Here is a 21043-nt window from a genome sequence, read left to right on the forward strand (position 1 = left end):
TGCTCACGGACTCTGATCCTGCCACAGCACCACTGCTGCCAATCCTGCGAAGCGCGTGCTTCGCAAACCTTCACAACACTGTCTAGGCTGGTAATCGTGGCCAAAATCTTCGTCGGGGGACGGGTGCGGCAGCTCCGCAATGAGCGCGGGTTCAGCCAGGCCGCGCTCGCGCAGATGCTGGAGATCTCCCCCAGTTATCTGAACCAGATCGAGCATGACGTCAGGCCGTTGACGGTAGCCGTGCTGCTCCGCATCACCGAGGTGTTCGGGGTCGATGCGACGTTCTTCGCCTCGCAGGACGACACCCGCCTGATCGCCGAGCTCCGTGAGGTCGTCATGGATCGCGACCTCGACGTCGACGTCGACCCCGCCGAGGTCGCCGACATGGTCGGTGCTCATCCTGCGCTGGCACGCGCGATGGTCAACCTGCACCGTCGCTATCAGCTCACGACCACACAACTGGCCGCCGCCACCGAAGACCGGTTCCATGTCGGCAGTTCGGGGGGCAGCGGCTCGGGGTCCATCTCGATGCCCCACGAGGAAGTGCGCGACTACTTCTATCAACGGCAGAACTATCTGCACGATCTCGACACCGCGGCCGAGGAACTCACCGCCGACATGCGGGTCCACCGCGGGGAGCTGGCGAGCGACCTGACCGACCGATTGCGATTCGTCCACGGCGTCACCGTCATTCGCAGCGTCGATCTCGGCTCGTCACATCCGCAAGGGGTACTGCACCGCTACGACCCCGCGACAAAGCGCCTCGAAATCGGTGCACACATGTCCTCGGGTCAGCGGGTGTTCCGGATGGCGGCCGAACTGGCGTACCTGGAGTGCGGCGATCTGATCGACAGACTGGTTGACGAGGGCCATTTCACCAGTGAGGAGTCCAGGAAGCTGGCGCGGATGGGCCTGGCCAACTACTTCGCCGCCGCCACCGTGCTGCCCTACGGGCAGTTCCACGCCGTGGCAGAACAGTTCCGCTACGACATCGAGCGGCTGTCCGCGTACTACGCCGTGAGCTATGAGACCATCTGCCACCGGCTCTCCACCCTGCAGCGGCCGTCGATGCGAGGTGTCCCGTTCTCGTTCGTCCGGGTCGACCGGGCCGGAAACATGTCGAAACGCCAGTCCGCCACGGGTTTTCACTTCTCGTCCAGCGGCGGCACTTGTCCCCTGTGGAACGTCTACGAAACCTTCGCCAACCCCGGCAAGATCCTGGTGCAGATCGCGGAGATGCCCGACGGGCGCCATTACATGTGGGTGGCGCGGACCGTGGAGCGACGTGCGGCGCGCTATGGTCAGCCGGGTAAGACGTTCGCGATCGGCCTCGGCTGCGAACTGCGTCACGCGCAGCGGCTGGTCTATTCGGAAGGCCTGGTGACCGGTGACCCCAACGTGCCAGCGACGCCGATCGGCGCCGGCTGCCGGGTGTGCGAACGTGACAACTGTCCGCAGCGTGCTTTCCCTGCTCTGGGACGCGCACTCGACGTCGACGAGCACCGCTCGACGGTGTCGCCGTACCTGGTGAGGCAGTCATGAGTTCTTCCGATGAGCGCTCGCGCGAAGGGCAGACGAGCCCCGCACGCATACCGCCCGGCGGTTTCAAAGAGCTCGGTCCGCTCAACTGGGCCATCGCGAAGGTGGGCGCCCGGGGCATCCGCCGTCCGCGCTTCAGCCTGATGAACGTGCTCGGCAGGCACAGGTCCCTGTTCCTGGTCTGGCTGCCGCTGTCGGCACATCTGCTCTATGCGGGCAAGCTGTCGCGCCGCGATGCCGAGTTCGTGATCCTGCGTGTCGGGCATCTGCGCGGCTGCGAGTACGAGCTTCAGCAGCACCGCAGGCTCGCGCGCTCGCGCGGTCTGGACAAGCTGACCCAGGACCGGATCTTCAACGGCCCCGACGCCGAGGGCCTGACCGACCGCGAGCGGATCCTGATCACCGCGACCGACGAGTTCGTCGTCACGCGCGGCGTCTCCCCCGAGACGTGGCAGCAGCTCGCGGGACATTATACGAAGCCGCAGCTGATCGAATTCTGTTTGCTCGCAGCACAATACGACGGCCTGGCGGCGACGATATCGACGCTGCAAGTGCCGTTGGACTTCCCGGACTGACAGTCGCGGGCGGCGCCGCCGTGACACAGGCGACCGCAGGTGTAAACCCTGCGGCTACCATTGGTCCATGCTTTCCAACCCGTGGCGCCACCCACCGGGCGTCCCTCGCTGCGAACCGCCGCGCGCCGAGGGCACGTTCTTCCTGCCTGGCGGCCGACGCCTGGGCTACGCCGAGTTCGGCGATCCGACCGGTCCCGTCGTGCTCTGGTTCCATGGCACCCCGGGCGGTCGCAGGCAGCTCCCGATCGTCGGGCGGCGCGCGGCCGAGAAGCTCGGGCTGCGGGTGGTCCTGGTCGAGCGCGCCGGGGCCGGGCTCAGCGACGCCCACCGTTACGAGCGGATCGGCGACTGGGCCGACGACATGGCCCATGTCGCCGATGTTCTCGGCGCCGACAAGCTCGGCGTGGCCGGGTTGTCCGGCGGCGGACCGTACGCACTGTCGTGCGCCGGGATGCCCGCGCTCAAGGACCGCGTCGCCGCCGTCGCCGTGCTCGGTGGCGTCACACCGTCGGTAGGACCCGATGCGACGTGCAGCGGCGCGATCGCGTTGGCCCGCAAGATGTCTGCGGTGACCTCAGCGCTGCGTCGCCCGTTCGCCGCCATGACCACGGGCATGCTCATACCGGTGATTCCGCTCGCCCATCTGGCCTATTCGGGTCTCGCGTCGGCCATGCCAGACGGCGACAAGCGGGTGTTCGCCAACCCGGAGATCGAGGCGATGTTCATCGACGACATCGTCCACGTCATCAACGGTCGCTTCCAGGCTCTACTCGACGACGCCCGACTCTTCGGAGTCGACTGGGGTTTTCGCCTTGCCGACGTCAAGGTCCCGGTGCGGTGGTGGCACGGCGACGCCGACTCGATCATCGGCCTGGCCGACGCGCAGGCGGCCGCCGAGCATCTACCGGACGTCGACCTTCTGCTGATGCCCGACGAGAGCCACCTCGGCGGTTTCGCGAAAGCCGACGACGTACTCGCATTCCTGGCACAGCATCTGCGCCGCGACGCCAAAAGCGAACTGCACCAACAGCTTTGACAGATCCTAAGCCACCGCTCGGGTAGCCACGACCCGGTTCCCACCCGACGCCTTGGCTCGGTACATCGCGGCATCGGCCGCGTCGATCACGTCCATGAGATCAGGACCGGCGCTGGTGCCGGTTGCCAGCCCGATGCTGACCGTCACCGTCGGCTGGGCAGGGGCCGCGATCGCCGCCCGGATCCGTTCGGCGAGCAAGCCGATCTCACGCTCCGGCAACCGGTCCACAACCAGGAATTCCTCACCACCCCAACGGATGACGACGGTGTCCTCGCGCACATTCTCTTTGATGCGGCGCGCCGTGCGGATCAGCACCTCATCGCCGACCGCGTGCCCCAGGGTGTCGTTGATCCGCTTGAAGCCGTCGAGATCCATCATCAGGGCGCACAGCGTCGTCTCGGCGGGAGCACGTTCGTTGAGCCGCTTCACCGACACGGCCAGACCGCGCCGGTTGGTCAGTTCGGTCAGCGGATCGGTCAGCGACTGCTTGGAACTGCCCTGCAGCAACCAGAATCCGAACTGCAGCGCGGGCAGGATGCAGACGGTGACCACCAGCGCGATGACGGCACGGGACACCCCGACCTGGAATCCGTAATCGGGGTAGGCGCTGGCCAGCCACACTGCAATGCCACCCACGGCGACTGCGCTCCAGGCAATGTGGAACAGATGCAGTCGCGGCCCGTGGAAGAAGACCACGTAACCACCCGCGCAGAGAAGGAGCGGTATTCCCGACATCGCGAAATTGGGGTCGCCGAACATCAGCGCCGACAGCGTGATCAGCACGTCCACGTACACCAGCAGCGCCGCCGACTCCCGGACCGTCGGCCATGGCAGCAACGACCAGCGCAGCGCCCATGCCAGCGAGCCGATACCTGTGACAGCCCAGCCGATGCGGAATAGCAAGCCGTCGGCGCCGGGAGGAAAGAAGACGTTGACGAGGGAGAGCGCGCCCATCACGGCGCCGATACCGGCGATCAGCCAGCGTAGAACCTTCAGCAGGCCGCGGGTGCGCAGGAAGTCGATCCGCCACTGGTACTCGTCGCGCTGATTCCACCACTGCCGCAGCAACAACCTGATATCTGCGGTTCCGTCCCCCACCGGGCCATTCTGGCCTAGAGGTAGGTCACCCCGAGCACAATTACCGACAACAGCACCGGAGTGATCGGTAGCCCCCACAGGAACGCCGCCCACGTCTCGGACTCCGGCGTCTTCTGCCGCCACTTGTGCCGGCCCAACAGAGCAGCGGCCGCCCCGACGACGAAGGACACCCCAGCGACCACGAGCACCCAGGTGGACACGTTCTCAGACGCGATGGCAAACGAGATGGCGGCCAGCCACACGATGTGGCCGACCACCAATCCGCCGATGCCGGCGACCCAGATCGACCTCAACTAGAAATTGATCATGTGGCCGACCAGGCCGTGGAAGCACTCCTGCATCGCCTCCGACAGGGTCGGGTGGGTGTGGACGTTGCGCGCGAGCTCATTGGCGGTGAGGTCCCACTTTTGCGCCAGCGTCAGCTCGGGCAGCAACTCGGCGACGTCGGCGCCGATGAGGTGGCCGCCGAGCAGTTCCAGGTGCTTCTTGTCGGCGATCAGCTTGACGAAGCCGGTCGGGTCGCCGAGGCCGTGGGCCTTGCCGTTGGCGGTGAACGGGAACTTGGAGACGACGACGTCGTAGCCCTCGTCCTTGGCCTGCTGTTCGGTGAGGCCGAAGCTGGCAACCTGCGGCTGACAGAACGTCGCGCGGGGCAGCATCCGGTAGTCGCCGAGCGCCAGGGTGTCGGCGCCGGCGATGGTCTCCGCCGCGACCACACCCATGGCCTCGGCAACGTGGGCGAGCTGCAGCTTGGCGGTGACGTCACCGATCGCGTAGATGTGGCTGACGTTGGTGCGCATGTAGTCGTCGATGCCGATGGCCTTGCGGTCGGTCAGCTCGACGCCCGCCGCCTCAAGCCCGATACCCTCGACGTTGGGGGCGAAGCCGATGGCCTGCATGACCTTGTCGGCCTTGAGTTCCTCGGTCTTGTCGTTCTTGGAGACCTTGACGGTCACCTCGGAACCGCTGTCGGTGATGGACTCGACCTTGGTGCCGGTCAGGATCTTCACACCCAGCTTCTTGTACTGCTTCTCGATCTCCTTGGAGACCTCGGCGTCCTCGTTGGGCAGCGCACGGGGCAGGAACTCGACGATCGTGACGTCGACGCCGTAGTTCTTCATCACGTAGGCGAACTCCATGCCGATGGCTCCGGCGCCGGCGATGATGATCGACCCGGGCAGATCACGGGTCATGATCTGCTTCTCGTAGGTGACCACGTTCTCGCTCAGCGAGGTGCCGGGGACGAGGCGGGTGCTCGATCCGGTCGCGATGATCGCGTTGTCGAAGGTCAGCTCCTCGGTGCCGCCCTCGTTGAGGTCGACGGTCATCGCCTTGGCCCCGGTGAACTTCCCCCAGCCGTGGACCTCGGTGATCTTGTTCTTCTTCATTAGGAAGTGCACCCCGGCCACACGGCCGTCGGCGACCTTGCGGCTGCGGTCGAAGGCGGCGCCGTAGTCGAAGCTCGCCTCCCCGCTGATGCCGAACGTCTTCGCCTCTTTGTGGAAGATATGCGCGAGTTCGGCGTTGCGCAGCAACGCCTTCGACGGAATGCACCCCACGTTGAGGCACACGCCGCCCCAATACTTGGGTTCGACGATGGCGGTGCTCAGCCCGAGCTGGGCGGCGCGAATGGCCGCGACGTATCCGCCGGGGCCGGCTCCGAGAACGACGACGTCATAGTGGGTCACGTCTACCTACCCTAATGGTCGCGGCAAGGCGAGCGCGTGTGCGGTCAAACGCTCGATCAGCGCAGGGTCATGGCTGACCAGGACGACCGTTGCGCCGTCGGCCGCGATCTCCCGCAGCATCGCCGACACCGCCTCCGCCGCGATCGGATCGAGCATCGCGGTCGGCTCGTCGCACAGCACCACCTCTGCCCGCTGGATCAGGACCCTCCCCAGGCAGGCGCGCTGCAACTGACCGTCGCTGACCTGTCCCGGGTAGCGGTCCAGCAGCTCGGGCTCCAGCCCGACTCGAACGGCGATCTCGTCGATGTCGATTCGTTCACGACGGATCACCGCAGGCTCGGCGACGATTCGTCCCAGCGTCCAGCGCGGGTTGCAGACCAGCCGCGGATGTTGGGCCAGCAGCGCAATCGAACCCGTCGGCGCAGTGGGGCGTCCGCGGTAGGTGACCTCCCCGGCGTCCGGGCGCTGCAGCCCGGACAGCACGCGCAGCAGTGTGGTCTTGCCGCTGCCGGATGGGCCGGTCACGCCGGTGACTGACCCCGCGGGCGCGACGAGGTCGACGCCGTCGAGCACCGTCACACCGTCGAACGTGACGGTGATGCCGGACGCCTCCAGCCCCGTCATGCCGGCACCGCTCCGAGCAGGGTCCGCACGTACAGGTCGGTGCCAGACATCGCTTCGGCGAGCGGCACCTGAGTCGTGACAGAGCCTCGCGCCATGACCGCGACGTCATCGCACACTCCCGCGCGCCGCAGCGACGGCATGTCGTGCGTGATGACGAGCACGGCGGCGCCGTCGGCCGCCGCATCCCCGAGCAGTCGCCAGATCAGCGCCGCGTTGTCTGGGTCGAGCGCAGAGGTCGGCTCGTCAGCGATCAGCAGTCCCGGCCGGCCGGCCAGGGCTGCGGCGATCGCGACCCGCTGCGCCATGCCGCCGGACAGTTCGTGCGGATAGCGCCGCGTCACGTCCGCCGGCAGCGCGACGGCCGTCAACAACTGCTTCGGGGCGCGGTCAGCGGCGAGCCGGTCGCAGACCTCGGCGAGTTGGGAGCCGATCGTGCGCACCGGGGTGAACGACGTCGCCGCCGACTGCGGCACGACGCCGATGTGGCGGCCTCGCAGTGCGCGCCAGGCCCGCTCGTCGTCGGATCGCACCTCGGTGTCGCCGATGAACACCTGTCCCCGCACGTGTGAGCCGGGTGGAACGAGCCCGCTGAGTACGGCTGCGACGAGCGACTTGCCGCATCCTGATTCACCGATCAATGCCGTGACCCGACCCGCGGGCACGACCAGGCTGACGTCGTCGAGGACGCGGACGACGGTCGAATCCCGACCGCGTCGCAGGTTGATGTCGACCGTGACACCGGCTAGACGGGTCACCACACCTGCCCCGCGGGAGCACGACGGCGGTCGCGAATCGCGGTGCCCGCGGCGGCGAAGGCGAGCGCGGTGGCGATGAGCGCGACCGCGGGCACGGCCAGGGTCCACCACGCACCGGTCAGGATGTCGCCACGGGCTTCGCTGAGCAGCGTGCCCAGGCTGGCCCGGTCCGGGGAAAGCCCGACGCCGAGGAACGACAGCGTGGATTCGTGCCACACCGCGTGCGGCAGAAGGACGACCATCGCGACCAGGGCTTGACCCGTCACGGCGGGAAGCAGGTGACTGCGGGCGACGAACCACCGTGACGCCCCGGCCAGTCGCGCGGTCTCGACCCACCCTGCGTCGGCGACGGCGAGAAGTTCGGCGCGCACGACCCGCGCCACGGCAGGCCAGTGGGTCAGTGCGATGGACGCGATGATGGCCAGCGGCGCACCGCGCCACATCGCGGCGATGACGATGCCGAGCACCAGGTGCGGCAGCGCGTTGAAGCCATCGACGAGTCGCATCACGATCGCGTCGAACCATCCGCCGGCCAGCGCCGCGGCCACCCCGATCGCGAGACCGAGAACAGTCGCGAACAGTGCGCAGACAACAGCGATCAGCAGCGAGACCCGCAGCCCCTCGGCGGTGCGGACCAGCAGGTCATAACCCGAATGGTCGGTTCCGGCGAGGTTCTCGAAGCTCGGCGGACGCAGAGCCGCGGAGAAGTCGGCGACCTGCTCACCGGCGAGCATCGGAATCCCCAAAGCGGCAAGCACGATGACGCCGAGCACGATCCACGCAGCGTCGCGCCTCACGCGGTGATCCTTACGCGGGGGTCGACGGCCACGGCCGCCGCGTCCGAGAGAGCGGACCCGGCCAGCACCGCAACCGCGGCGGCGACGGTCAGCGCGGCGAGCAACGGGAAGTCCAGGGCGGCGGCGGAATTCACCAGAACCGCCGCCATACCGGGCCAACCGAACACCGTTTCGACGATCGCCGCACCCGCGATCAGCTCCGGGAGCCTGGTGCCCAGTAGCGCGAGGGTCGGTAGCACGGACACCGGCGCGACATGGCCGCGCAGCAGCGTCCAGCCGTGGACACCGCGGGACCGGGCGCCGCGCACCGCGTCGGAGTCGATACTGGCCACCACCGCCGTGCGGGTGGTCAGCAGCAGCCACGGGATCATGGAGACGGTGAGCGCGATCCACGGTAGAACCCCGTGCCGCAGAACGCCTTCGATCGTGTAGTCGGCTCCTGGCGCGGCGGCGCCCGATGCGGGCAGCCAGCGCAGTCCGACCGCCACCACGACGACGAGGGCCAGGGACACGACGAACGGCGGGACGGCGGCGAACGTCACCGCGAACCCGGTGCAAACCCGGTCGAGCATGCCGCCCCGTCGCATCCCCGCCAGGCACCCGAGCACGATCGCCAGCACCGTCGCGGTCAGCAGCGCGGCGCCGGACAGCGCGAGGGTGAACGGAAGGCGTTCGGCCAGAACGTTTGTCACGGGTTGCGACTGCGTCGACGACCACCCGAGATCACCGCGCGACAACCCGCCGACCCACTCCCACCAAGCCTGATACCAGGGCCGGTCGGTCCGGTAGGCCTCGCGCATCGCGTCGCGCTGAGATTGGGTGGCGAACTGATAGTTGCCACCCAGGTACGCGGCCAACGGGTCGAAGGGCGACAGCGACGCGACCGCGAAGATGGCCGCTGAGATTGCCGCGGTCAGCGGGACAGCGATCGCGGTCCGGAGCGCGAGCAACCTGACCGCAGCACGGAGCGGGCCGGCGGGCCGGCCCGCGGGAGTGTGCTCGCGGGCTGTCCCCGGAGCCAGCGTGCCTAGCGCTTCCATGCCTGCAGGTTCCACCACGGACCCCACGAAACCCCGTGCGAATGCGGCTCCATGATGGGGGCACTCTGCTGCCACCCGAGATCGCGGTAGCCGTAGGTGTGGTCCAGGAACACGAGAAAGATGTGCGACGGTGCGGCGGCATAGGCGGTCTGGATGTCGCGATAAAGCGTGTCCTTCGCCGGACCGGACTCCGACCGGCTTGCCTTCTCCAACATGTCGTCGAGCCCCGGTGCGGTGAAGTTCCCGGGGTTCGAGTAGGGCGACGAGTCGGGCACGCGGGTGTGCAGTGTGTCGTACACCTGCGAGTCGATGCTGTAGGGCGTGGATCCACCGCCGAGCACCACCGCGGAATCACCGAAGCGGGTGTCGATCTCGTCCCAGCTGGTGCCGCGCGGACGCACCTCGACACCGAGCGGCTTCATCGCCGCCGAGTAGGCCACCGCGAGGTCTCGCCGCAGTGTGTCCTGCGCGTTGTACAGCAGCTCGAAAGATGCCCGCGCACCGTCTTTTTCACGAATTTCGTCGCCGCCGGGTCGCCAGCCCGCCTCGTCGAGCAGCGACCGTGCCCGGTCGATGTCGAACGTGAACTGTGCCTGCGCGTTGTAGGCGTCCCCGTAAGCCTGCGCCACCGGGGTGCTCGCCGGGCGTCCATACCCGACGAGAACGTCGCGCACCATCGCCTCCCGGTCCACGCCGAGGTTCATCGCCAGACGCGCCGCGACGTCGGCGGTGAACGGGTTTCCGGCAGGCAGTGCGATGCCGCGCCAATCCGCGGATTCCGCTGCGACCGTTTGCACCTCGTCGGTTTTGACCGAATCAATCAGTCTCGGGGGCAGATTCGTGCCGTCCACCGATCCGGAGACCATGCTCTGCGCCCTCGCGTTGTCGTCGGGCGCGTAGGTGTAGACGAGACGTTTGACCTGAGCCGGCTGGCCCCAGTAGTCGTCACGTGCGACGAGGACCGCCTGATCGGGACGTAGGCTGTCGAGCCGGTAGGGCCCGGTGCCGACCGGGGCGGTGTTCACCGCCCAGTCGGCCGCCGGCTTGGCCTCGATCTTCTCCGACGGCAGGATCCCCAGCAGCAGATAGGGTTTCGGGTTCGCTGCAGTGGTCAGCTCGACGGTCACGGAGTCGGGTCCGTCGGCGGTGATCGCCACGATGGGCGCTACCGAGGTGGAGATCTCGGACGCCACTTCCGGGTCGCGCACGGCAGCGTAGGTGGCGACGACGTCGGCGGAGTCGAAGGCGCTGCCATCGGAGAAGGCGACGCCGGTGCGCAGGAAGATGCGCCACCGGTTGGGTCCGGCCGGTTCGGGTTCCCGCTCGGCAAGCGCCGGGGCGAGTTCGGGAACGACGGAGTCGGTGTCGGCGCTGGGACGGTAGAGCCCGTCGTAGAACGGTGACACGCCCGTCTCGCCGTAGCCGTTGACCGGGTTGTAACCGCCGAGCTCGTACCCCTCGGCCAGCACGATCTGGTCGGACGACGAGCCGGTGGCGCTGTCATTTGCAGCGGTAGAACATCCTGCGAGCAGCGCAGCTGCCGCTCCGATCGCCACGACGACTCGCCTTTTCATGTGTGTATGTGAACACATGAAGCGACATGCGTCCAGTCACCTCATAGGTTGGGCAGCGCTAGATGACGATCCAGCCGAAGCCGACACTCGCGTACAGCACTCCCGCGCCGATCGCCGCCGCCAGTGGGCTCGACATCAGCGCCAACGACATCGCCGCGATGTTCGGCCGCTCCTGGACCATCGCGGTCAGCAGACTTCCGACGATGCACGCCACAACGAAGACCAGGACCGCGAAGATCGGCATCGCCTTGTCGAGTGACTGGAACCACCAGTAGTAGAGGCCCGCCCCTGCTGCGGCACCCGCCAGCCACAGGCCGACGACCACGAGCAGGAACCGCCCGCGGCCCACGAACTGCGGGATGCCAGGGACGACGATCGGCTGCGCGGGCGGATGCGGTGGCAGCTCGCTGGCATAGGCCGGGTCGTCGACCATCGTCTGCACGGGGATGCTCCCGGTGAATTCCGGTGTGAACGACTGGGTTTGCTCAGACACCGGAAGCCACCTGGATCGCGGTGAGCGCACCGAACCAGCCCGGCCCGATCGCGAGAATCATGGCGCCGACGGCGGTCACCCACCGCTTGCCCGAGAACAGGATCATCAGCATGCCGATCACGCTAGGAACACCGATGACAGCGCCGATCACGACGTCGGGTCTTACCGTCGCAGTGATTTCGACGGCGGCGATGAGCGCGGCCATCATCCCCAAAGCGACTCCGATGATCATCACTCCGGCGAGGACCGATGCTCGTGGCAACGGGATCACGTCACTGACGATAACGCCGCTGGCGGCCGTATTCCTCACGGCGCGCCGCATTTTCGTGCGTACGACATAACAGCACGATCACGACGAGCGTCTGCGAAATCGCCAATCAGCCGGTCAGCAGGGCGATCCTGCTCATGGGTGCAGCCGTTTTCGTGATCGTGTTGTGTCTCGCCGATTCTCGCGCCACGTGTCTAGCGTTTACCCAGGGCGCGATCAGCCGCCTGGATGACTCTAATCATCCCCAGTTTGATCAACGGGGCATAGATCCTCGTGAGGAGATCGCCGACAACGGGCACGGTCAGCCGGAAGGCTGTGGTCCACACGACATCGGTTCCCCCCGGGACCTCGTGAAAGGCGATCGATCCGCCGTCGTGTTCGATCTTCGGAATCGAAGACAGTGCTTGGTAGCCCATATAGCGCGGGCGGTCGAATTCGGTGATGATCTCAGAGACCTTCGAACCGAGGCTGGCAAAGTCGCGGATCGAACCGACACCATTGGGCTCGGCACCGTCTGCGGAACGAACCCGCGAGTAGAGCATGCCGGTGATGGTGGCCCAATTTGTTCCATCGGCTATCCAGTCGAAAACGTCGTCGACAGGCGCGCCGACAAAGCGTCGCGTGCTCACCCTCCGCATTCGAGTAAGCATCGCGCCGCCGCGTCGAGAGTGCAGGCAGATCGCCAAAATACGCCTACACGCGATCTGTGCGCCCTCTCGGCGCACCGGCTACCGCTGAGGAATTGCGCAGGCGTCGACGGCATCGGCGACGACGTGCGTGCCGTTGGCCTGTGGTCGTTCCCCGCGCTCGTAATCCGCCCCCGTCACCGGCGGCGCAGCGTCCAGCGCACGGTTCTCTTCGTCGGTGAACGCCCGGCCGCGCGAGAGGAATCGCTTGCCCTCCGGCGATTCCAGGCTGAAGCCGCCACCGCGGCCCGGCACCACGTCGATCACCAGTTGGGTGTGCTTCCAGGTGTCGAACTGTGGACCGGAGATAAACACCGGCACGCCGTCACCGACGTCGAGCACGGCGAGCAGTACGTCCCGGTCCCCGACGATGAAATCGCCGTCGGGGTAACACATCGGGGACGACCCGTCGCAGCAGCCGCCGGACTGATGGAACATCAACTTTCCGTGCCGCTCCTGCAGTGTGCGTATCAGCTCGGCGGCGTCCTCGGTCACCAGTGCCCGATTGGGTGCATGCATGTCAGCCATTCTCCCTTGCTGCGCGAATCGCGGGTGCCGTCGACGGTGGCAGCAGCAGCCGCCGGTCGGCCGGATAGCAGACGGACAGCTCCACAGCGCCGGAGAACCGGTAGGGCTGCGCGGCAAGCAGTCCGGTGAACTGCTTGCGTAGCCGTGACATCTCCGCGCGCACCGTCACCACCCTGGATCGGTCGCCATAGAGGTCCTCGGCCAGCTGCGGCGCCGACCGCCCCTGTGGCGAAAGGGCAAGGGCGCAGAGGATTTCCGCGTGCCGCAGGGACAGGTCGTGGCGCCAGCTGCCGAAGTCCCCCGCCATCACCAGTGACGGCCGGTCTGGGTCGCGAAGATCCAAAGTCACCTGTGACGCTGCGCGGTGGCCGCAATCCTCGTCCGGCGCCAGCCGCACCAGCCATCCCCCGGGCAGCGGCTCGACGGCGCACATGCCCAGCGTCGCCAGCCACATTCGGCCTGGACCCATCTGCTCGGGCAACAGGATCCGGTTGTGCAGCGGCATGGCATCGACCGCAGCCACCCAGCCCTCGGTGTCGACGGCCAGTGCCGGGCTGCCCATCCGCGCCAGGATCGGTGCGGCCAGGGCGCGCAGCCGGTTCAACGTGCGGTCGTGTTCCTGGCGCAGATGGGACTCGGCCAGGCGGGCGACGGCGTCGACGAGGGCGATGGTGGTGGGGTGCACGGTGGCAGCCGGACCCGAGACGTCGACGACGCCGATCACCTGACCGGTGCGCGGATCCCGGATCGGTGCGCCGGCACAGGTCCACGGGTGGTGGCTGCGCAGGAAATGCTCGGCGGAGAACACCTGCACTGCCCGCTGGGACACCAGCGCCGTGCCGATGGCGTTGGTGCCGACGGACCCTTCCCCCCAGTTGGCGCCTTCGACGAAGCCGAGCCGGTCGGCGTTGCTCAACACCGCAGGCGACCCGGAGCGCCACAGCACCCGGCCCGAGGCGTCGGCCACGACGAGGATGTTCTCCCCCTCGGCGACCAGTGATTCCAGGCCGTGCGAGATCTCGTCGAGCACTTCCATCAGCCCCGACGAGCGCCGCAGCATCTCCAAAGCACCCGCCTCGACGACAGGCACGACCTCGTCGGGATTCACCCCGTTGGCCATCATCCGGCGCCACGAGTCGCCGATGACCTCCCGCGGCCGGGCAGGCGCACGGTGGCCTGCCATCGTCGCGTCGTAGACAGCCGACATCAGCCGCGCGTAGCTGCGCGGATCCTCCCCGACGGCGACGGCGGGTTCAGGCACCGGTGAAACCTGCATCGATACCCAGTGTGCTCCCCATCTCAGCGGTAGACCAGGCCGCCGTCGATCAGACCGGACTGCCCGGTCATGTAGTCGGCGTCGGGGCCGGCCAGGTAGGAGACGAAGCCGGCCACGTCGTCGGGCGTCTCCGCGCGACCGAGCGCGATGCCGCCGACGAACTTGTCGTAAGTTTCACCTTCGGCGGCGCCGGTCAGCTCGGCGAACCGCTTGTCGATCTCCACCCACATGTCGGTGCCGACCACGCCGGGGCAGTACGCGTTGACGGTGATGCCGTCGACGGCGTGCTCCTTGGCGGCGGCCTGCGTCAGAGCCCGGACGGCGAACTTGGACGCGCTGTAGGGACCAAGCATCGCGAACCCGTCGTGACCGGCGATCGACGAGGCATTGATGACTCTGCTGATCTTTCCTTGCTCTTTGTTGTTCAACTGCTTGAACTTCGCGACAGCGGCCTGGATCCCCCACAGCACACCGTTGATGTTGATCGCCCACAGCTTCTCGACCTGCGCGGGCGTCACGTCCTCGATCGGCCCCACCAGCGCGATACCGGCGTTGTTGACCATGATGTCGAAACCGCCCAAGGCGGACGCGGCGTGCTCCACGGCGGCGAACACCTGGTCGCGGTCGCTGACATCAGCGACGAATGTGGTTGACTTCGAACCGATCTCGGCGATCGCCGCCGCGACGTCGTCGAGGCCGTCCGGCCGGACGTCGACGAGGGCGACGTCCGCGCCGTCCCGCGCGAGTCGAAGCGCGATGCCCCTGCCGATCCCTTTTGCCGCACCGGTCACCAGTGCGACCTTGCCCTGCAGTGTCATGCGCCTTCTCCGTTCGGGTCGACGAGGACTTTCATCTTCTTACCGGCGTGCAGCGCCTCGAACCCTCCGTCGACCACATCGTCGAGCGGGATATGGGTCACCCACCCGGTGGTGTCGTACTTGCCGTCGGCCATCAGCGCGATCACGGCCTCGAAGTCGGCGCCGGTGTAGCAGAGGGAGCCCTGAATCCTGGACTCGTTCATCACGAGGTTGAGAAGCGGTGTTTCCAAGGGTTTTTCGTAGATGGCGACACTGATCATCGGTTTGCGCGAGCCGACGCACGCCAATGCGTCAGCGACGGCGGGGGCCACGCCGGCCGCGTCGAACACCGCGTCGGCGCCCTCGCCGTCGGTGTGGTCGGCAACGAACGCGGGCACGTCGACACCGGCCGGGTCCAGAGTCTGGGCTCCGAGCGCTTCGATGGCGGCGCGCCGCGTCGGTGACGGCTCGACGACGAAGACATCGTTGAGTCCCTTGCCGCGCAAGGCAAACCACAGGCCAATGCCGATCGGACCCGCGCCGAACACCATCGCGGTGTCACCGGGCGTCACGTCCCCGAGGGTGGCGGCGTGGTAGGCGACCGACATCGGTTCGACGAGAGCACCGAGTTCCAGTGAGACGGTGTCGGGCAGCTTGTGCAGCATGCTCGTCGGAACCACGGTGTACTCGGCCATCCCGCCGTCGGACATCAGCCCGTGGAAGCCGATCTGCTGGCAGACGTTGTAGTTGCCCGCGCGGCACGGCACGCAGTGGTCGCACTTGTAGATGGGTTCGACGGCGACGCGGTCCCCCTCGCTCCATCCCGTGACGCCGGCGCCGACGGCAGTGATCGTGCCGGAGAACTCGTGGCCCATCGTCAGCGGCAGCTGAGCACCGGTCAACGGATGTGGTGAGGTCGGCACGAAGATGGGGCCGGCGTAAAACTCGTGCAGGTCCGTCCCGCAGATGCCGTTGAAGCCGACCTTGAGCTTCACGGTCCCGGGACGCGGCTCCGGTTCGGCGACGTCGTCGACCTCGAGCTTGTTCGGTCCGTAGTACACAGCTGCTCTCATGGCGACATTCCTATGTGATCGCCGACACACCGCGAAAGAGTTGCAGGGGGTTGCAGCGTGCTCGTGCAACGGTTCGCAACTCTTGCCAGACCCTGATCTTGAGGTGTGGTCTGGCTCACATGACTTCCACTCTCGACCCGCAGACCACCACCGATCTCACGCCGCAGCAACGCGTCGATGCCTGGCTCGCCGACTTCGAGGCGGCACTGGCCGTCCGCGACGTCGAGCGCGTCGTCGCAATGTTCGCCGTCGACAGCTTCTGGCGCGATCTGGTGTCGTTCACCTGGAACATCAAGACCCTCGAAGGCCGTGACCAGATCGCCGACATGCTCGGTGCGCGGCTGGCCGAGACCCACCCGTCGGGCTTCCGGACGCGGGAGGCGCCGACCCGGGACGGGGACGTCACGTCGGCGTTCATCGAATTCGAGACCGGCGCCGGACGTGGGGTGGGACACCTCCGGCTGAAGGGGGATCAAGCCTGGACGCTGCTGACCGCGCTGCAGGAACTCAAGGGCCACGAGGAGCGCAAAGGCTCCACTCGCGTGCTCGGCGCTGTGCACGGCGACGACCCCGACCCGCGGTCGTGGGCCGAGAAAAAGGCCGCCGAAGACGCCGAACTGGGCCGCACGGTTGAGCCCTACGTGCTGGTGATCGGCGGCGGACAGGGCGGCATCGCGCTCGGCGCGCGGCTGCGCCAACTCGGTGTTCCCGCGATCGTGGTCGACAAGCACGAGCGCCCCGGCGACCAGTGGCGCAAGCGGTACAAGTCGCTGTGCCTGCACGACCCGGTCTGGTACGACCACCTGCCGTATCTGCCGTTCCCGCAGAACTGGCCGGTGTTCGCACCCAAGGACAAGATCGGCGACTGGCTGGAGTTCTACACCCGCGTGATGGAGGTGCCGTACTGGTCGAAGACCACGTGCCTGTCCGCGACCTTCGATGAGACCGCCAACCAGTGGACCGTAGAGGTCGACCGCGACGGCGAACGGCTGACGCTGCACCCGACGCAGTTGGTGCTCGCAACCGGCATGTCGGGCAAGCCGAACGTCCCGACGCTCCCCGGCCAGGACGTCTTCCGCGGGGATCAGCACCACTCGAGCGCGCACCCGGGCCCCGACAGGTACGTCGGCAAGAGGGCCGTCGTGATCGGTTCCAACAACTCGGCGCACGACATCTGCAAGGCGCTCTATGAAAACGACGTCGACGTGACGATGGTCCAGCGCTCCTCGACGCACATCGTCAAATCCGACACCCTGATGGACATCGGCCTCGGCGACCTCTACTCCGAGCGCGCTCTGGCGGCGGGCATGACCACCGAGAAGGCCGATCTGACGTTCGCGTCGCTGCCGTACCGGATCATGCACGAGTTCCAGATCCCGCTGTATGACCAGATGCGGGAACGCGACAAGGAGTTCTACGACCGGCTGGAAGCCGCCGGCTTCGAATTGGATTGGGGTGCAGACGGTTCGGGGCTGTTCATGAAGTATCTGCGGCGTGGCTCGGGCTACTACATCGACGTCGGCGCGTGTGACATGGTCGCCGACGGCCGGATCAAGCTGGCACACGGGCAAGTCGACCGACTGACCGAGAGCTCGGTCGTCCTTTCCGATGGCACCGAGCTACGCGCCGACGTCGTGGTCTATGCGACCGGCTACGGCTCGATGAACGGTTGGGCCGCGGATCTGATCGGCCAGGACGTCGCCGACCGCGTCGGCAAGGTCTGGGGCCTGGGCAGCGACACGCCCAAAGATCCCGGCCCGTGGGAGGGCGAGCAGCGCAACATGTGGAAGCCCACCCAGCAGCCCAACCTGTGGTTCCACGGAGGCAACCTGCACCAGTCCCGGCACTACTCGCTGTATCTGGCCTTACAGCTCAAGGCGCGTTTCGAGGGCATGGCCACCCCGGTGTACGGGCTGCAGGAGGTCCACCACCTGAGCTGAGGCGGGACGGGGCAACCGCCGAGAGTGCAGCCAGGGTCGTGATCCCGTTCGTCGGCACAGCCCTGGCTGCACGCTGGGCGACTAGGAGTCTGCTGAATTAATCCCGCGTGGCGGGGGTGGGTTGACCTTTACTTTTGGGATGATTGGTGGGTGCAGGGTCGCTCTGATGATCAGCGTGAGTTGTTGGATGCGGAGTCGGTTGCCGGGCATCTTCTGAAGTCCGACAGCATGTTTGCGTTCTTGGCAGCACATCGCCATGAGTTGTTTCCTGAGGCGATGTTCGCCGATCTCTTCCCGTCACGTCGGGGCCGTCCGAGTGTGCCTGCTGAGGTGATGGCCTCGGTGATCACGCTGCAGGCCCTGCACGGGCTCTCTGACAACGAAACCGTCGAGGCGGTGACCTTCGATCTGCGCTGGAAGGCGGCCTGCGGGCTACCGATCACCGCGGGGGCGTTTCACTCGACGACGCTGACCTACTGGCGACGTCGGTTGGCCGCCTCGGATCGCCCGGATCGCATCTTCGAGGCAGTCAAGTCCGTCATCGCGGCGACCGGGGTGTTGGCAGGCAAGACCCGGCGTGCGTTGGATTCCACCGTCCTCGACGATGCGGTGGCCACCCAGGACACCGTGACCCAGCTGATCGCCGCGATCCGCCGAGTGCGCCGCGACGTCCCCGGTGCTGGGGCAGTCGTCGCTGTGCACTGCCACGCTCACGATTGGAACGACCCAGGTAAGCCGGCCATCGCCTGGAATGACAAGGCGGCTCGCAATCAGCTCGTCGATGCCCTAGTCGGCGATGCGCACCGCCTGCTGGGACACCTTCCTGAGCAGGACTTGGGGCCCCGCGCCGCTGAAGCGGTGGCGTTGTTGGCGTTGATCGCCGGCCAGGACGTCGAACCCGTCGAGGGCTCTGATGGCACCGACGGACACTGGCAGATCGCGCACAACGTTGCCCCGGACCGGGTGATCTCCACGGTCGATCCCGAGGCCCGCCATGCGCATAAGACGGTGCACCGCCGCCAGGATGGCTTCAAAGCCCACATAGCGATCGAACCCGACACCGGGCTGATCACCGACTGCGCACTGACCAAGGCCAACGGCCCCGATAATCACGAAGCCGTGATCGGACTGGCTCTACTCGACGGTGAGGACACTGCGGTGCGGGTACTCGGCGATTCGGCCTACGGCACCGGCGCTGCCCGTGCCGCCTTGGCCGACTCCAAGCACATCGCGGTGATCAAACCGCTGCCGTTGCGCGCTCCGGTGCCCGGGGGTTTCACCACCGACGACTTCGCTATCGATGTCGATGCCCGCACCGTGACCTGTCCTGCCAACCACACGTTGTCGATCCCGCCCGGCGGCGGCGTGTGTTTCGGGAAACGCTGCAGCACATGCCCGTTGGCATCACAGTGCACTACCGCCAAGCGTGGCCGCAAACTCACCTTGACTGAATACGAACCCCTGCAACGGGCTGCCCGCGCCCATGCCCGCGATCTGGGTTGGCAAGCTGAATACCGCCAACACCGCCCCATGGTGGAACGCTCGATCGCCTGGTTGACCCGCGGTAACCGCAAAGTCCGCTACCGCGGTGTGGTCAAGAACAACCACTGGCTGCATCACCGCAGTGCCGCACTTAACTTGCGTCGCCTCATCACCATCGGCCTGACCCACACCGGCACCAACTGGGCCATCGCCTGACACCGACGAGGTCTTGCCTGCTTGAAAACCCCATGCCACGCTGAACACAGCGGGGTGACCTCGAATTCTGTCGGCCCTCGGGTCTGACTTACACCAACGCGCCACCGAGCGCTCTGAGGCACCCCGCCCCAAAACCCCTAATTCAGCAGACTCCTAGGGCGCCAGGGTGTCGACGATGTCCTTGGACTCCTTGAGCCCCAACCCCGTCTGTTCGCGCAGCACCTTGATGGCCTCGATCTTCTTGCCGGCAAGAGCCAGCTGCACGACCTCGGGACTGATGGGGGGCCCGGCCGCGGAAGGCACCGGCATCGACGCCGTCTCGGTCCGCGGTCCCGCAACACGCAGTGCCCATTCCAGCGCCGCGACCCGACGTTCCAGCTCCTCCACCCGGCGACGCAGCCCACCGTCATCGAGACCGTCGTCTGATCGTCCGAAAATGCCCATGCGGCAAGTATGTCGTGTGCGCCGCAACCAGGGGCCGCGTCGCTCACGCGGCGGCCGACGACTGCCGGATCTGGTTGCCGCCGGCCCTCTTCGCCTCGTACATCGCCATGTCAGCCGCGGCGAAGACCCGCTCGATGAGGGTCGCGGTGTCTGCGCGAGGGTCTGTCACCGTGACACCGGCGATCCCGAGACTTGCGGTGACACCCCACTGATTCGATGCGATCGCCGAGCACAATCGACGCGCCAGCATCTCCATCTCGCGCGGCGGCGAGGCTTGCGCGACTGCGAACTCCTCGCCCCCGACGCGCGCTGTGATCACACCGGACCCGCTCGCGGAGCGGAGCCTTTCAGCGACGTCGACGAGAACCTGGTCCCCCACCGCGTGGCCCAGCGTGTCGTTGAGCCGCTTGAACCCGTCGAGATCGATCACCACGATGCTGAAACTTCCCGAGCCCCGGCGGGCAGCCTCGGCGACGAGGGCGCGCACCGACCGGCGGAAGCCGCGGCGGTTCGTCAGACCGGTCAGCGGGTCTGTGGACACCGCGTCGTTCCACAGCAGCCGTACCAGGATCTGACCGCCGAACGGGACCGTCAGCAGCCCGCCGGTGGACAGCAGCAACGTGGCCACCGCCATCGCCACGTCGCCTGCCCACGCCATCCGCGCCGCGCACACCCCGGCCGTCACAAGCGCCGCGCTCACCGTGACGGCGAGCAGCCGCGGATTGTGGAAGGTCGCGACATAGGCGGCCAGCCCGACAAAGGCCCAGCAGGTCAGCAGTCCGGTATGCGGATCTGTCGCCGTCAGTGCGACGCAGGCGATGGCGGCACTGCCGAGGACCGAGAAAACAGTCGATTGTCGCCGACTCGGCCAGCGCACCGCATACGTGACGGCTATGCCGACGAACACCACAGCAATCGCCAACACCACACCGCTGGCGGCCCCCTGCTGACCGGACGGGCTGATCGCCATCAAGGCGATGGCGGCCGCGAGCGCCGTCATGATCGCGGCCATCACCACAGACGAAACGCGCAGGAGCCGACGTGACGCCAGGTACTCCGACAGCCATTCATGGCGGTCCGGCTGTCGCCACCACTGGCGGATGTGGTTCACCGT

Annotated in this window: 22 protein-coding genes; 5 read left to right on the forward strand and 17 right to left on the reverse strand. The window is 67.1% G+C overall.

Annotation, left to right across the window (positions count from 1 at the left end):
- The first annotated feature begins 96 nt into the window (after window positions 1-96).
- The 3 genes from ramB to AWC12_RS09035 all read left to right on the forward strand — a co-directional run bounded on the left by ramB (window position 97) and on the right by AWC12_RS09035 (window position 3150).
- Window positions 97-1542 carry an acetate metabolism transcriptional regulator RamB gene (gene ramB, locus AWC12_RS09025; protein ID WP_085173691.1) on the forward strand — a complete coding sequence of 482 codons (1446 nt, stop codon included), beginning with the start codon at window positions 97-99 and terminating at the stop codon, window positions 1540-1542.
- Entirely contained in the window at window positions 1539-2114 is a 576-nt protein-coding gene (locus AWC12_RS09030) for a carboxymuconolactone decarboxylase family protein (protein WP_085173693.1), read from the forward strand. Before ramB ends, AWC12_RS09030 begins: the two co-directional genes overlap by 4 nt.
- 67 nt (window positions 2115-2181) lie before the next feature.
- On the forward strand, window positions 2182-3150 hold the full coding sequence (locus AWC12_RS09035; protein ID WP_085173695.1) for an alpha/beta fold hydrolase: 969 nt from the start codon (window positions 2182-2184) through the stop codon (window positions 3148-3150).
- Window positions 3151-3156: 6 nt separating this feature from the next.
- On the opposite strand, the gene AWC12_RS09040 is transcribed toward AWC12_RS09035, so the two are convergent.
- From AWC12_RS09040 to AWC12_RS09110, 15 genes are all read right to left on the reverse strand, one after another.
- Window positions 3157-4248: a GGDEF domain-containing protein gene (locus AWC12_RS09040; protein ID WP_085173697.1), complete on the reverse strand. Its 1092-nt coding sequence runs from the start codon at window positions 4246-4248 to the stop codon at window positions 3157-3159.
- Window positions 4249-4262: 14 nt separating this feature from the next.
- Window positions 4263-4541, reverse strand: coding sequence for a hypothetical protein (locus AWC12_RS09045; protein WP_024446102.1), 279 nt, complete (start codon window positions 4539-4541; stop codon window positions 4263-4265).
- Window positions 4542-5936 (reverse strand): dihydrolipoyl dehydrogenase, encoded by a 1395-nt coding sequence (gene lpdA / locus AWC12_RS09050; protein WP_085173699.1) that lies wholly within the window; start codon window positions 5934-5936, stop codon window positions 4542-4544.
- Window positions 5937-5942: 6 nt separating this feature from the next.
- Window positions 5943-6560, reverse strand: coding sequence for an ABC transporter ATP-binding protein (locus AWC12_RS09055; protein ID WP_085173701.1), 618 nt, complete (start codon window positions 6558-6560; stop codon window positions 5943-5945).
- Complete coding sequence (locus AWC12_RS09060) at window positions 6557-7318, reverse strand: ATP-binding cassette domain-containing protein (RefSeq protein WP_024446105.1); 762 nt, start codon at window positions 7316-7318, stop codon at window positions 6557-6559. Before AWC12_RS09060 ends, AWC12_RS09055 begins: the two co-directional genes overlap by 4 nt.
- Window positions 7312-8112 (reverse strand): ABC transporter permease, encoded by an 801-nt coding sequence (locus tag AWC12_RS09065; protein ID WP_234813893.1) that lies wholly within the window; start codon window positions 8110-8112, stop codon window positions 7312-7314. Before AWC12_RS09065 ends, AWC12_RS09060 begins: the two co-directional genes overlap by 7 nt.
- A complete protein-coding gene (locus AWC12_RS09070; protein ID WP_085173704.1) occupies window positions 8109-9152 on the reverse strand; it encodes an ABC transporter permease in 1044 nt (347 codons plus the stop codon). Before AWC12_RS09070 ends, AWC12_RS09065 begins: the two co-directional genes overlap by 4 nt.
- Window positions 9140-10726, reverse strand: a complete 1587-nt coding sequence (locus AWC12_RS09075) for an ABC transporter substrate-binding protein (RefSeq protein ID WP_234813894.1) — start codon at window positions 10724-10726, stop codon at window positions 9140-9142. The genes AWC12_RS09070 and AWC12_RS09075 overlap by 13 nt, the downstream gene beginning before the upstream one ends.
- Before the next feature lie 58 nt (window positions 10727-10784).
- Window positions 10785-11219, reverse strand: a complete 435-nt coding sequence (locus AWC12_RS09080) for a hypothetical protein (protein WP_234813896.1) — start codon at window positions 11217-11219, stop codon at window positions 10785-10787.
- Window positions 11212-11490: a putative holin gene (locus tag AWC12_RS09085; protein ID WP_024446110.1), complete on the reverse strand. Its 279-nt coding sequence runs from the start codon at window positions 11488-11490 to the stop codon at window positions 11212-11214. The genes AWC12_RS09080 and AWC12_RS09085 overlap by 8 nt, the downstream gene beginning before the upstream one ends.
- A 191-nt stretch (window positions 11491-11681) precedes the next feature.
- Window positions 11682-12173, reverse strand: coding sequence for an SRPBCC family protein (locus AWC12_RS09090; protein ID WP_234813897.1), 492 nt, complete (start codon window positions 12171-12173; stop codon window positions 11682-11684).
- 42 nt (window positions 12174-12215) lie between these two features.
- Window positions 12216-12692, reverse strand: coding sequence for a DUF779 domain-containing protein (locus AWC12_RS09095; protein ID WP_085173859.1), 477 nt, complete (start codon window positions 12690-12692; stop codon window positions 12216-12218).
- Window position 12693: 1 nt separating this feature from the next.
- Window positions 12694-13977, reverse strand: coding sequence for a helix-turn-helix domain-containing protein (locus AWC12_RS09100; RefSeq protein WP_085173708.1), 1284 nt, complete (start codon window positions 13975-13977; stop codon window positions 12694-12696).
- A gap of 23 nt (window positions 13978-14000) precedes the next feature.
- A complete protein-coding gene (locus tag AWC12_RS09105; RefSeq protein WP_085173710.1) occupies window positions 14001-14795 on the reverse strand; it encodes an acetoin reductase in 795 nt (264 codons plus the stop codon).
- Window positions 14792-15847: a 2,3-butanediol dehydrogenase gene (locus AWC12_RS09110; protein WP_085173712.1), complete on the reverse strand. Its 1056-nt coding sequence runs from the start codon at window positions 15845-15847 to the stop codon at window positions 14792-14794. Before AWC12_RS09110 ends, AWC12_RS09105 begins: the two co-directional genes overlap by 4 nt.
- 119 nt (window positions 15848-15966) lie before the next feature.
- Here AWC12_RS09110 and AWC12_RS09115 point away from each other — a divergent pair, with 119 nt between their 5' ends.
- Window positions 15967-17787 carry an NAD(P)/FAD-dependent oxidoreductase gene (locus AWC12_RS09115; RefSeq protein WP_207576401.1) on the forward strand — a complete coding sequence of 607 codons (1821 nt, stop codon included), beginning with the start codon at window positions 15967-15969 and terminating at the stop codon, window positions 17785-17787.
- Between the two features lie 150 nt (window positions 17788-17937).
- Complete coding sequence (locus AWC12_RS09120) at window positions 17938-19485, forward strand: IS1182 family transposase (protein WP_085173714.1); 1548 nt, start codon at window positions 17938-17940, stop codon at window positions 19483-19485.
- 153 nt (window positions 19486-19638) lie between these two features.
- Here the strand turns inward: AWC12_RS09120 and AWC12_RS09125 are convergent, their stop codons facing one another.
- Window positions 19639-19929 (reverse strand): ribosomal protein L7/L12, encoded by a 291-nt coding sequence (locus AWC12_RS09125; protein ID WP_085173716.1) that lies wholly within the window; start codon window positions 19927-19929, stop codon window positions 19639-19641.
- A 43-nt stretch (window positions 19930-19972) separates the two neighbouring features.
- Window positions 19973-21040 carry a GGDEF domain-containing protein gene (locus AWC12_RS09130; protein WP_085173718.1) on the reverse strand — a complete coding sequence of 356 codons (1068 nt, stop codon included), beginning with the start codon at window positions 21038-21040 and terminating at the stop codon, window positions 19973-19975.
- Between the last annotated feature and the right edge of the window lie 3 nt (window positions 21041-21043).

Source organism: Mycolicibacterium iranicum, from assembly GCF_002101705.1.
Lineage (GTDB): Bacteria > Actinomycetota > Actinomycetes > Mycobacteriales > Mycobacteriaceae > Mycobacterium > Mycobacterium iranicum.